Origin of the sequence: Pseudomonas fluorescens, from assembly GCF_902497875.1 — a bacterium.
Taxonomy (GTDB): Bacteria; Pseudomonadota; Gammaproteobacteria; order Pseudomonadales; family Pseudomonadaceae; genus Aquipseudomonas; species Aquipseudomonas fluorescens_BR.
In genome coordinates, this window is record NZ_CABVHY010000016.1 from 105,012 (window position 1) to 118,476 (window position 13,465).

Here is a 13,465-nt window from a genome sequence, read left to right on the forward strand (position 1 = left end):
GCTCCTACGGGGATTGGGTGTATTCGGCAGATCTATGCCGAACGCGGTGATTGCGGGCATCGCGCAGATCTTTCGGCCAATCACGGTCGGCGTAGGAGCTGCCGCAGGCTGCGATCTGTTGATTTTTACAGGTCTTGCACCACCTCGTCCGCCCGCCCACCCTCTTGCTGGATGACCAGATGAATGAAATGCAATTTGGCGATAACAGGCGGCGGCAGGACAAAGGGGTAGAAATCGACCTGGCCCATGCTGCGTGACAGCTCATTGAGCATCCCTGCCAGTTCGATCCAGGCGTTGACGAAAGACAGGAATGCCGCGCCACCGGGATGCTGTGGATCGTAGAGGGTATCGAGCGCAAAGGGCTGATAGTCGAGGTCCATTTCCCGCGCGCTCATGCCAAAGCCCAGCGCGGTGTCGACCGCGTCCATCATGTGCAGGTAGTGAGCCCAGGTCTCGGCCCAGTCTTCCCACGGATGCATGGTGGCGTAGGCGCTGACGTAGCCCTGCTGCCAGTCGGCTGGCGCGCCTTGCTGGTAATGCCGCTCCAGCGCCTCGGTGTAGCTGGCACGCTCGTCACCGAACAGACCGCGGAACGGTTCCAGCCAATGGCTGCTGGCAATCAGTCGATCCCAGTAGTAATGCCCTGTTTCGTGACGCAAGTGTCCGAGCAGCGTGCGATACGGCTCGTGCATTTGCACCCGGACCTGCTCGCGGTGGACGTCGTCGGCTTCTTTTATATCGAGGGTGACCAGGCCGTTGGCATGACCGGTGGTGGGCGGCTTGCCTTGGAGGTCGACACCGATGAAATCGAAGGCCAGACCGGTTTCTTCGTCCATGGTTTTGGGGATCACTTGCAGGCCCAGGCTGATCAACTGTGCGACCAGCCGCCGCTTTGCCGTTTCGACCTTGCACCAGCGCTCGGGATTCTCGGCAATCGATAGATCGGGAATGGTCTGGTTCAGACTACAGGCTATGCATAGCGCATCATGATCGTTGGCCGGCAGCAGCCAGTTGCAGGCGGCCGGGGAGTCGAGGTTGGCGCAGCGGCGAAATGCCCCGGTCTCGGGATCGGCGTCGAGTCTCCAGGTATCCACCTGCGGGCCGGGTTGCAGCGAGGACAGGCGACTCTGCTGCGGCTGATAACCCAATGCCGCTGAACAGGCCAGGCATTGGCTGTTGCGAAAGAACAACGACTGCCCACAGCGACAGTGCCAGACCTTGCTGTTGCTCGAGCTTTCGCCCATGAAGGGCGCGGCGATGCGGGAGCTGAGTTGTTCAAAGAAGCGGTACATGGCGATCTCTCCCTGGGGCCTGCCAAGACTAGATCATGATTGGGAGGCAAGGGTTCCATGGTTTTCAGGGAACTGCGCAGCCCAATGTGGCGAGCGCCGAACCTGTGGCGAGGGGGCTTGCCCCCGCTGGAGCGCGAAGCGGTCCTAAAATCGGCAACCGCATTGTGTCAGGTAGAGCCCATCTACCGGTTTTACGACTGCTTCGCAGCCGAGCGGGGGCAAGCCCCCTCGCCACAAATGCGTCACACCGAAATGTTGTGCTTGCCCAAAAACGCCACAAACGCCTCTTCATCCAGCACCTTCAACCCCAACTCATTGGCCTTGGCCAGTTTCGAACCCGCTCCAGGCCCGGCGACCACGCATTGGGTTTTGGCCGACACGGAGCCAGCCACCTTGGCGCCCAGGCTTTCGAGTTTGTCCTTGGCGATGTCGCGGCTCATCAGTTCCAGCGAGCCGGTCAGTACCCAGGTCTGGCCAGCCAGTGGCAGACCTTCGACGACCTTCCTTTCGCTGTGCCAATGCATGCCGAAGTCTTGCAGCTGCTTCTCGATCGCCAACGCCCGCTCAGCGTTTTCGGGGTTATCGAAGAACTCACGCACGGCCTTGGCCTGTTTCTCGGCAAGCGCCTGGCGCAGGTCCAGCCAGTCGGCGCTGATCACGCCTTCCAACGAGCCGAACTTGTCGGCCAGTTTCTGCGCCCCGCCCGGCCCGACTGAAGGAATATGCAGCTTGTCGATCAGCCCACCCAGGGTCGTACTGGCTGCGAACTCCGCACCCAGTTCGCCCTGATCCTGAATCTCCAGGCCGCGAGCCAGCAACTGTTCGATAACCGTGGCGTTGTGCTGATCCTGGAAGAAGCTGTGGATCTCGTAGGCGACTTCCAGCCCAACATCCGGCAAGTAGGTCAATACTGCCGGCAACGCCTGCTGAACCCGCGCCAGCGACGCCAGTGAGCGCGCCAGCACCTTGGCGGTCTCCTCGCCGACGTCGGGAATCCCCAGTGCGTAGATAAACCGCGCCAGGCTTGGCTTTTTGCTGTCGGCGATGGCACTCAGCAAGTTTTTGCTGGAGAGCTCGGCAAAGCCTTCGAGGTCGACGATCTGTTCGAAGCTCAGGGTGTAGAGATCCGCTGGCGAGCCCACCAGACCTTCATCCACCAGTTGCTCGACGCTCTTCTCGCCCAGGCCTTCGATGTCCATGGCGCGGCGCGAAACGAAATGGATGATTGCCTGCTTGAGCTGTGCGCCGCAGGCCAGTCGGCCGACGCAGCGATAGACCGCGCCTTCGCTGACGGTCTCGCGACCCTTGCTGCGCTTCACCAATTGCGTGCGCTCGACATGCGAACCGCAGACCGGGCAGCTCTCGGGAATCTGCACCGGCCGGGCGTTGTCCGGACGACGCTCGGTGACCACTTGCACCACTTGCGGGATCACATCCCCGGCACGACGGATGATCACCGTGTCGCCGATCATCAGCCCCAGGCGAGCCACCTCGTCCATGTTGTGCAGCGTCGCATTGGAGACGGTAACGCCCGCAACCTTGACCGGTTTCAAGCGCGCCACCGGCGTCACTGCACCGGTGCGACCGACCTGGAACTCCACATCGAGCAGCTCGGTGAGCTCTTCCATCGCCGGGAACTTATGGGCGATCGCCCAGCGTGGTTCACGCGCCCGGAAACCGAGTTCGCGCTGCGAGGCCAGGCTGTTGACCTTGAACACCACTCCGTCGATTTCATAGGGCAGCGCATTCCGCCGCTCACCGATGTCACGGTAGTAGTCCAGGCACTCGTCGATGCCCTTGGCCAGTTTCAATTCACGACTGACATGCATGCCCCACTGCTTCAACTGCTGCAGGTTGCCGATATGGGTGTCGGCAATATCGGCCGAGACCTGGCCCAGACCGTAGCAGCAGAACTCCAGCGGACGGCTGGCGGTGATCTTCGAATCCAGCTGGCGCAGGCTACCGGCAGCGGCGTTGCGCGGGTTGGCGAAGGTCTTGCCACCGACTTCCAGTTGCGTGGCATTGAGCCGCTCGAAACCGGCCTTGGACATATAGACTTCGCCGCGCACTTCCAGGGTCGCCGGCCAGCCGCTGCCCTGCAGCTTGAGCGGGATATTACGCACGGTTCGCACGTTGACGCTGATGTCTTCGCCCGTGGTGCCGTCACCACGAGTGGCGCCGCGCACCAGCACGCCATCCTGATACAGCAGGCTGACCGCCAGGCCGTCGAGCTTCGGCTCGCAGCTGTACTCCACTGCCACGCCACCACCAAACAAATCGCCGGCCGGCAGGTCGAGGCCTTCGTTTACCCGGCGATCGAACTCGCGCATGGCGCTTTCGTCGAAGGCGTTGCCCAGGCTGAGCATCGGTATTTCATGACGCACCTGAGTAAAGGCCGAGAGCGCCGCACTGCCGACTCGTTGAGTCGGTGAATCGCTGGTCACCAGTTCTGGATGTTCCGCCTCCAGCGCCTTGAGCTCATTGAACAGCCGATCGTATTCGACGTCGGGAATGCTCGGCTCATCGAGCACGTGGTAGCGGTAGTTGTGCTGATCCAGCTCGGTGCGCAACTCTAGAATGCGGTTTTTGGCGGCGGTCATGGGTGTTCTCTCATAAAGCAAAAGAGCAGCCGAGGCTGCTCAATCTTGTAAATATGTGGCCCAGGGAGCAAACCAAAAGCCCCCTGCTTCGGCCTTAGCGCTTCTGGGTCAAGGCGCGGCGTTCGAACTCGACGATGCGCTGACGGTAGTGCTCGATGGTCTGGGCGGTCAGTACGCTGCGCTGATCGTCCTTGAGTTCGCCATTGAGTTCTTGCGACAGTTTGCGGGCAGCGGCAACCATCACGTCGAAAGCCTGTTTCGGATGACGCGGGCCTGGCAAGCCAAGGAAGAAGCTCACCGCCGGGGTGCTGAAGTGATCGATATCGTCCAGATCGAACACACCCGGTTTGACTGCGTTGGCCATGGAGAACAGGATTTCGCCATTGCCAGCCATGCTTTCGTGACGGTGGAAAATGTCCATCTCGCCAAAACGCAGACCGCTTTCCAGAATATTCTGCAACAGTGCCGGGCCTTTGAAGCCACCGGCGTCGCGGCAGATCACGCTGATCACCAGGACTTCTTCCGCTTGCGGCTGTTCTTTTTCCTGCGCTGCGCCGGAGGAGCGGGTTTCGTCCGGGTAGTCATCGTCACGGCTGCTGAAGCTCGGGCCGCCATCCAGGTCCAGATTGAGGTTCATGTCACCCTGATTCGGCTCACCGCTACGCTTGCCACGCTTGGAGCCCGAATCACGACCCTCCCGGGCAGGCATGCTCACCGACGGCAGATCATGCTCGTCCAGTTGCGGCTCCTTATGGGTGTCCAGCACCCGCGGCGGGCCCAGCAGTTCGGCGCTGGTGTCCTCGTCGGGCAAATTGGACAGGCTGCGGTCCAGGCGAAACTTCAGTTTGCCCTTGCCCCCGCGCATGCGGCGCCAGCCGTCAAAAAGAATACCGGCAATAACTATAATGCCGATGACTATCAGCCACTCGCGCAGACCGATTTCCATGTAATCCCGTGCCTCTATAAAAAATGCTGATGATAAAAGGGTTGAGCAAGCTGCAAACCCCTTTAAAACGTGGCGCCAACTCTATGTTCTGACAGGCGTTTTGCCCACGCATACGAAAAATTGACATTAAACTAGCACGACCCAAGACAACTTTACACCGTCTGTCGCAATGGCTTTAGCCAATATGTCGATTGGCCAGCAAGTCGCGGAAGAAAAACCTCCTACACCTTATAGAAAATCGCCCTGCTCACACCGACTTAAGCATCCACCATTGCCATCGCCTCCTCGACATCAACTGCCACAAGGCGGGAACAACCCGGCTCGTGCATCGTCACCCCCATCAACTGATCAGCCATTTCCATGGCGATCTTGTTGTGGGTGATATAGATGAACTGCACTGTCTGGGACATTTCTTTCACCAACCGGGCATAGCGTCCTACGTTAGCGTCATCCAGCGGCGCGTCAACTTCGTCGAGCATGCAGAATGGCGCCGGGTTCAATTTGAAAATGGCAAATACCAAGGCCAGCGCGGTCAGAGCTTTCTCACCACCAGAGAGCAAATGGATGGTGCTGTTCTTCTTTCCGGGCGGACGCGCCATGATCGTCACCCCTGTATCGAGTAGATCTTCGCCCGTCAGTTCCAAATAAGCGCTGCCACCACCGAAAACTTTTGGAAATAGTGCCTGTAAACCACCATTGATCTGATCAAAGGTATCTTTAAAGCGATTGCGGGTTTCCTTATCGATCTTGCGAATCACGTTTTCCAGGGTGTCGAGGGCTTCGACCAGATCGTCATTCTGCGCATCCAGATAACGTTTACGCTCGGATTGTTGCTGGTACTCGTCGATGGCCGCGAGGTTGATCGCGCCCAGGCGCTGAATCCGCGCGGCAATCCGCTCGAGTTCTTCTTCGGCGGCTTTTTCGTTGAGCTGGGCATCCAGCGTGGCAAGCACACCGTGCAAGTCGTAGCCGTCCTCGAGCAACTGATCCTCGAGGGCCTTGCGCCGCACGGTCAATGCCTGCCACTCCATGCGCTGCTGTTCGAGCTGGCCGCGGATCAGTTGCGACTGCTGCTCCGCCTGGCTGCGGCGTTTCTCGGCTTCGCGCAATTGGCGGTCGGCATCCTCCAGGGCGATCTGCGCCGTCCTGAGTTCTTCGTCGACCGTCATGCGTTTGTCGAGCAGCTCTTCGAGCTTCAGACGCAGCTCTTCAAGTGGCGCTTCACCCTCCTCCAGATTGAGGCTGAGCTGTTCGCTTTTTTCGGTCAGGCGCTCGGACTGTAATTCGAGCCGCTCCAGCGCCTGGCGAGTGGAATCATGCTGAGCCTTGAGCGACCCCAGGCGGACCGCCAGTTGATGGGCGTGGTCCTTGTGCTGGCGGGCTTCCTGGCGCACCCGATCCAGGCGTTCACGCAAGCTGTCACGCTGGGCCAGCAACAATTCGCGCTGTTCGGTATCGACCGCCATGCTGTCGAGCGCATCCTGCAATTGCAGACGTGCCTCGCCAACCTGTTCATGTTCAAGGGCACGCTGCTCGCCGAGCTCGGCCAACTCTTCGTCGAGACGGGTGCGGCGCAAGGTCAGTTGTTCGGCCTTGGCCTTGCCGGCGGACAAGCGGGCTTTCAACTCGCCCTGCTGACGCGCCTCGTCCTGCAGCAAGCGGCGCAAATGCTCGCGGCCATTTTCTTGCTGGCGCTGCTGTGCCCGCAGGTTCTGCAGCTGGGTCTCCAGTGCTTCCACGGTCGCTTCACGCTCATCGCGCTCATCGCCCAGACGCTGGATTTCCTGGCCCCTTGCCAACACCCCGCTTTCGGCTTCGCTGGCGCGTCGCACCCGTAGAAAGTGCCGGCCAAGCCAATAACCATCGCGGCTGATCAGGCTTCCCCCAACCGCCAATTGGCCACGCAAGGCCAAGGCCTGCTCAAGGGTTTCCACCGGCCTGACCTGACCCAGCCAGGGCGACAGGTCGATCTCGGCTTCGACCTTGTCGAGCAGGCTGCCCGACACGCGAATGCCGTCGCTGCCAGGACTCAACAGCCGCAGGTCGCCCTGCTGGAAACCGGCCAAATCAAAACCGGCGAAATCATCGACCAACACCGCTTGCAGGTCAGCGCCCAGCACGGTTTCCACCGCCAGTTCCCAGCCGCTGTCCACCTTCAGGCCCTGGGCCAGTCGCGGCCGTTCCGCCAGCTGCTGCTCACGCAACCATTGCGCGGTGCCGGTGCCCGGGTCGAGCGCGGCTTGCTGCAAGGCTTCCAGGGAAGCCAACCGGCCGTTGAGGCGCTGCAATTCGCCTTGAGCCTGTTGCTGTGCCTGGGTCGCGTGCTGCAATTCCTGGCGCAACTGCTCCAGGCGCTCGACTTGCCCCTCCTCGCTGGCCTGCAGATCCTCCAGCGTCATCTCGCTGACGGCCAACTGCTCGTTAAGTTCAAGGATTGCCGCGTCTTCCGGATCGGCCGCCAGCAATGCACGCTCTTCAGCCAAACGGCGTTGCCGATCGGCGAGGCGTTCCATGCTGGTTTCCAGCTGCTGGATCCGCGATTGCTGAACCTCGGCCTGGCGCCGTGGCTCGGCGGAGCGCAGGTTGAACGAGTCCCACTGCTCCTGCCAGCCATGCATGGTGGTTTCCGATTCTTCCAGCGCAGCGGCGGCCTCTTCGGCGGCGGCACTGGTGATTTCCTGCTCGGGTTCGAGCATCTGCAGCTCTTCGCCGAGGGTTGCCAGCAAGGTGCGGTCGAGGCCCAGATGGGATTCGGTTTCCAGTCGCGAACGCTCGGCTTCGCGCAGGTCGTCTTGCAGCTGGCGCAAACGTTGCTGACCGTGCTGGATGCTCTGCTCGACCCGGGCAATGTCGCCACCGACCGAATAGAAGCGCCCTTGCACCAGATTGAAGCGTTCGGAGAGGTCATGATGGCCATCACGCAGCCGCTCGATGCTGGCATCGGCATTGCGCTGCTCGGCGACCAGGGCTTCGAAGCTGACTTCCTGGGTGCCGATGATTGACTCGCGCTGCCCCACCTGCTCGTTCAAGGCCTGCCAGCGCAACGCCGACAACTGCGCCTTGAGTTGACGCTCTTCGCCTTTATATTCCTGATACTTCTCGGCGGCCTGGGCCTGGCGATGCAGACGCTCGAGCTGGCGCTCCAGTTCTTCGCGCAGGTCGGTCAGGCGGGCGAGGTTTTCATGGGTGCGGCGGATACGGTTTTCGGTCTCGCGCCGACGCTCCTTGTACTTGGAAATCCCCGCCGCTTCTTCGATGAAGTTGCGCAGGTCTTCGGGCTTGGCCTCGATCAGCTTGGAGATCATGCCTTGTTCGATGATCGAGTAGCTGCGCGGGCCGAGGCCGGTGCCGAGGAAGATATCGGTGATATCACGACGCCGGCATTTGCTGCCGTTGAGGAAATAACTGTTCTGGCTGTCGCGGGTCACTTTGCGACGAATGGAGATCTCCGCATACGCCGCGAATTCCCCGACCAGAGTGCCATCGGAGTTATCAAACACCAGTTCAATGCTGGCCTGGCTCACCGGTTTGCGACTGGTGGAGCCATTGAAGATGACGTCGGTCATCGACTCGCCACGCAGGTTCTTTGCCGAGCTCTCGCCCATCACCCAGCGCACGGCGTCGATGATATTCGACTTGCCGCAACCGTTGGGCCCGACCACCGCCGCCATGTTACTGGGGAAGTTCACCGTGGTCGGGTCGACGAAGGATTTGAACCCCGCCAGTTTGATGCACTTGAGCCGCATGCTCAGGCAACCGTCAACGCAGACAGCACCAGATCGCAACTGCGCTGGGCGTAGGCCGAGAGCACGACGCGAATCTGCGGCAAATCACGGGCCAGCACCGCGGCCAGCAGGCGCTCGAACAACTCCAGGAACTCGCTCATCTCAGCCTTGCGTTGCTCCAGTGCGAGGTAATACGCGCGGCTCATGGCCGGCTGCAGATTCTCGACGGTTTCTTCCAGGTACGGATTATTCGCGAAGGGGTACGCCGCACGCATCACATTGAAGCTGTCTTCGACAAACGTCTGAATGTCCTGGCGCTCGTAACTGGCGATCAGGCGCTGCTGGATTTGCAGGAACGGCGCCATATCGGCCTGAACCGCCCAGCCATTGGCCACGGCATTGCCGAGCAGGATGTACAACTCACTCATCAGCGTGCACAGGCTCTGCACCTTGTGCGCGCTGAGCTCGGTGACGTGGGCACCGCGCCGCGGCAGGATCGCAATCAGGTGGCGGCGTTCGAGGATCAGCAAGGCTTCGCGGACCGAGCCGCGGCTGACATTGAGGGCCAGCGTGACCTTTTGTTCCTGAATGCGCTCTCCGGGCTTGAGATCCCCGCGAATGATACGTTCGGCGAGGTGGTGAGCTATTTGCTCGGCGAGGCTGTCCGGCGCCTTGAACGTCATGGTTTTCCTTCCAAACTCTTCGATCGGTACAAGCGGCGCAGTGTAACCCATTGCCGGGTAATGGCGCAGGGCGCTGATTGTAATGGCCAGGGGGCTGAATTTGGCACGAAATACGCAACAAACCCGGCACAAACACGCAAAAGGCAACCTATCCCGAGAGGGTCAATAATGAATAGAGGTGTCGTTAATCGGCAAATTTGAATTTCCTGACCTTTAAGTCAGAAAATCATTGACCGAAAAGTCAGACATGACTAAATTCAGCTCAAGTCGGTTAACAACAATAATGAGTCTGCGAGGCCTTCCGTGATCCAGTTTTTACTAAACCAGGAACTCCGTAGCGAGCACGCCCTGGACCCGAACCTGACCGTGCTCAATTATCTGCGCGAGCACCTGGGCAAATCCGGCACTAAAGAAGGTTGCGCCAGCGGCGACTGTGGCGCCTGCACCGTGGTCGTCGGCGAATTGCAGACCGACGACAGCGGCCGCGAGCACATTCGCTATCGCAGCCTCAACTCGTGCCTGACCTTCGTTTCGTCGCTGCACGGCAAACAGCTGATCAGCGTCGAAGACCTCAAGCACCAGGGCCAGCTGCACAGCGTGCAGAAAGCCATGGTCGAGTGCCACGGTTCGCAATGCGGCTTCTGCACGCCGGGTTTCGTCATGTCGCTGTTCGCCCTGCAAAAGAACAGTGACCAGCCGGACTCCCACAAGGCCCACGAAGCGCTGGCCGGCAACCTCTGTCGCTGCACCGGCTATCGGCCGATTCTCGCCGCTGCCGAACAGGCCTGCTGCGGCAAGCAGGCTGATCAGTTCGACGCCCGCGAAGCCGAGACTATTGCCCGTCTGAAAGCTATTGCGCCCACCACCACCGGCGAGCTGAACAGTGGCGACAAACGTTGCCTGGTGCCCTTGACCGTTGCTGATCTGGCCGACCTTTACGATGCCTACCCGCAAGCCCGCTTGCTGGCCGGCGGCACCGATCTGGCGCTGGAAGTGACGCAGTTTCACCGCGCCCTGCCGGTGATGATCTACGTCGGCAATGTCGCCGAAATGAAGCGCGTCGAGGTTTTTGACGATCGCCTGGAAATCGGCGCCGCCACTTCGCTGTCCGATTGCTATGAAGCGCTCAAGGCCGAATACCCGGACTTCGGCGAATTGCTGCAACGCTTTGCCTCCCTGCAGATCCGCAACCAGGGCACGCTGGGCGGCAACATCGGCAACGCCTCGCCTATCGGTGACTCGCCACCCTTGCTGATCGCCCTCGGTGCACAGATCGTTCTGTGCAAAGGCGAGACCCGCCGCACCCTGGCACTGGAAGACTATTTCATCGATTACCGGGTGACCGCGCGCCAGGAAAGCGAGTTCATCGAAAAAATCATCGTGCCCCGCGCCAGCGCCAAGCAATTGTTCCGTGCCTACAAGGTTTCCAAGCGTCTGGACGACGATATTTCCGCAGTCTGCGCGGCGTTCAATCTGCGCATCGAGAACGGTGTGATCGCTGACGCCCGGGTCGCCTTTGGCGGTATGGCCGCCACTCCGAAACGCGCCAAGAGCTGCGAAACCGCCCTGCTCGGTTCGCCATGGAATTCATCCACGGTCGAGCGCGCTTGCGCGGCGCTGGGCGAAGACTTCACGCCGCTTTCGGACTTCCGCGCCAGCAAGGAATACCGCCTGCTCAGTGCGCAGAACCTGCTGCGCAAATATTTCATCGAACTGCAAACACCGCACATCGAGACTCGGGTGACCGCTTATGTCTAATCATCATGCCGTCGAAAAAACTCAGGCGGAACTTGCCGAACTGTTTGCCCAGGACCTGACTTCAGGTGTCGGCCGCAGCGTCAAGCACGACAGCGCCGACAAGCATGTATCCGGCGAAGCGGTGTACATCGATGACCGCCTGGAATTCCCTAATCAGCTGCATCTGTACGCGCGGCTGTCGGACCGCGCCCACGCGAAAATCATCAGCATCGACACCGCGCCCTGCTACGCCTTCGAAGGCGTGCGCATCGTCATCACCCACAAGGATGTGCCGGGCCTGAAGGACATCGGCCCACTGTTGCCCGGCGACCCCTTGCTGGCGATCGATGACGTGCAATTCGTCGGTCAGGTGGTGCTGGCAGTAGCGGCCCGGGATCTTGAAACGGCGCGTACAGCAGCCATGGCCGCCGTCATCGAATACGAAGACCTCGAACCGGTACTGGACGTGGTCGAAGCCCTGCGAAAAAAGCATTTCGTGCTCGACAGTCACACCCATAAACGCGGCGATTCGGCCAACGCCCTGGCCACCGCCGAGCACCGGATTCAGGGCACGCTGCACATCGGTGGCCAGGAACATTTCTATCTGGAAACCCAGATCTCGTCGGTAATGCCGACCGAAGACGGCGGGATGATCGTCTACTGCTCGACCCAGAACCCCACCGAAGTGCAGAAGCTGGTGGCGGAAGTACTGGACGTGTCGATGAACAAAATCGTCGTCGACATGCGCCGCATGGGCGGTGGTTTCGGCGGCAAGGAAACCCAGGCCGCGAGCCCGGCCTGTTTGTGCGCAGTGGTCGCGCACCTGACCGGCCAGCCGACCAAAATGCGCCTGCCGCGGGTCGAAGACATGCTGATGACCGGCAAGCGTCACCCGTTCTACATCGAGTACGACGTCGGCTTCGACAGCAGCGGGCGGCTGCACGGCATTCAACTGGAGCTGGCGGGTAACTGCGGCTGTTCGCCGGACCTCTCGGCATCGATCGTCGACCGTGCGATGTTCCATGCCGACAACTCTTATTACCTTGGCGATGCGACCATCAACGGTCACCGCTGCAAGACCAACACTGCGTCGAACACCGCTTATCGGGGCTTCGGTGGCCCGCAAGGGATGGTCGCCATCGAAGAAGTCATGGACGCCATCGCCCGCCATCTGGCGCTCGATCCGCTGGGGGTGCGCAAGGCCAACTACTACGGCAAGACCGAGCGCAACGTCACCCATTACTACCAGACCGTCGAGCACAACATGCTCGAGGAAATGACTGCTGAACTCGAAGAAAGCAGCCAGTACGCCGAGCGGCGTGAAGCGATCCGTCGCTACAACGCCAACAGCCCGATCCTGAAAAAAGGCCTGGCGCTGACCCCGGTGAAATTCGGTATTTCCTTCACCGCCAGTTTCCTTAACCAGGCCGGTGCCTTGATCCACATCTACACCGACGGCAGCATCCACCTGAACCATGGCGGCACGGAGATGGGCCAGGGGCTGAACGTCAAGGTCGCGCAAGTGGTGGCCCAGGTATTCCAGGTCGAAATCGACCGGGTGCAGATCACCGCGACCAATACCGACAAGGTGCCGAACACCTCGCCGACCGCCGCCTCCAGCGGTGCCGACCTGAACGGCAAGGCCGCGCAGAACGCCGCGCAAATCATCAAGCAGCGCCTGGTGGAATTTGCCGCGCGCCAGTACAAGGTCAGCGAGGAAGACGTTGAATTCCACAACGGCCACGTGCGGGTCCGCGATCACATACTGACCTTCGAGGCGTTGATCCAGCAGGCGTATTTCGCCCAAGTGTCGCTGTCCAGCACCGGCTTCTACAAGACCCCGAAAATCTTCTACGACCGCAGCCAGGCTCGTGGTCGGCCGTTCTACTATTACGCCTTCGGCGCGGCCTGTGCCGAAGTGATAGTCGACACCCTGACCGGCGAGTACAAGATGTTGCGTACCGACATCCTGCACGACGTCGGTGCCTCGCTGAACCCGGCTATCGACATCGGCCAGGTCGAAGGCGGCTTCATCCAGGGCATGGGTTGGCTGACGATGGAAGAGCTGGTGTGGAATGCCAAGGGCAAGCTGATGACCAACGGCCCGGCCAGCTACAAGATCCCGGCAGTCGCCGACATGCCGCTGGACCTGCGGGTGAAGCTGGTGGAAAACCGCAAGAACCCGGAAGACACGGTGTTCCATTCCAAGGCCGTCGGCGAGCCGCCGTTCATGCTCGGCATCGCCGCCTGGTGCGCGATCAAGGATGCGGTGGCGAGCCTGGGCGACTACAAGCATCAACCGAAAATCGACGCGCCTGCCACTCCGGAGCGGGTGTTGTGGGGGTGTGAGCAGATGCGCCAGTTGAAGGTGGCGAAGGCCGTGGAAGCCGAGGTTGAGTTGGCTTCGCTGTAAGGACCGCGTCGCGGCCATCGCGAGCAAGCTCGCTCCCACAGGGTCATGTGCTGACTTATGGACCAATAC

The 13,465-nt window shown here is 60.6% G+C and carries 7 protein-coding genes; 2 read left to right on the forward strand and 5 right to left on the reverse strand.

What is annotated here, in order from left to right; translation table 11 throughout:
* Window positions 1-125 precede the first annotated feature (125 nt).
* The 5 genes from F8N85_RS17580 to F8N85_RS17600 all read right to left on the reverse strand — a co-directional run bounded on the left by F8N85_RS17580 (window position 126) and on the right by F8N85_RS17600 (window position 9,246).
* Window positions 126-1,292 (reverse strand): putative zinc-binding metallopeptidase, encoded by a 1,167-nt coding sequence (locus F8N85_RS17580; protein ID WP_150804815.1) that lies wholly within the window; start codon window positions 1,290-1,292, stop codon window positions 126-128.
* A gap of 242 nt (window positions 1,293-1,534) precedes the next feature.
* The gene (gene ligA, locus F8N85_RS17585; protein WP_150804816.1) at window positions 1,535-3,892 is read right to left on the reverse strand and encodes an NAD-dependent DNA ligase LigA; all 2,358 of its coding nucleotides are present in this window, start codon (window positions 3,890-3,892) and stop codon (window positions 1,535-1,537) included.
* 94 nt (window positions 3,893-3,986) lie between these two features.
* Window positions 3,987-4,838 (reverse strand): cell division protein ZipA, encoded by an 852-nt coding sequence (gene zipA / locus F8N85_RS17590; RefSeq protein WP_150804817.1) that lies wholly within the window; start codon window positions 4,836-4,838, stop codon window positions 3,987-3,989.
* Between the two features lie 257 nt (window positions 4,839-5,095).
* Complete coding sequence (smc, locus tag F8N85_RS17595; RefSeq protein ID WP_150804818.1) at window positions 5,096-8,584, reverse strand: chromosome segregation protein SMC; 3,489 nt, start codon at window positions 8,582-8,584, stop codon at window positions 5,096-5,098.
* A gap of 2 nt (window positions 8,585-8,586) precedes the next feature.
* Window positions 8,587-9,246 (reverse strand): GntR family transcriptional regulator, encoded by a 660-nt coding sequence (locus F8N85_RS17600; RefSeq protein WP_150804819.1) that lies wholly within the window; start codon window positions 9,244-9,246, stop codon window positions 8,587-8,589.
* A 303-nt stretch (window positions 9,247-9,549) separates the two neighbouring features.
* Between F8N85_RS17600 and xdhA the strand changes: the two genes are divergently transcribed.
* Both xdhA and xdhB read left to right on the forward strand, forming a co-directional pair.
* Window positions 9,550-11,004, forward strand: a complete 1,455-nt coding sequence (gene xdhA, locus F8N85_RS17605; RefSeq protein WP_150804820.1) for a xanthine dehydrogenase small subunit — start codon at window positions 9,550-9,552, stop codon at window positions 11,002-11,004.
* Window positions 10,997-13,396, forward strand: a complete 2,400-nt coding sequence (gene xdhB, locus F8N85_RS17610) for a xanthine dehydrogenase molybdopterin binding subunit (protein ID WP_150804821.1) — start codon at window positions 10,997-10,999, stop codon at window positions 13,394-13,396. Before xdhA ends, xdhB begins: the two co-directional genes overlap by 8 nt.
* Window positions 13,397-13,465: the final 69 nt, after the last annotated feature.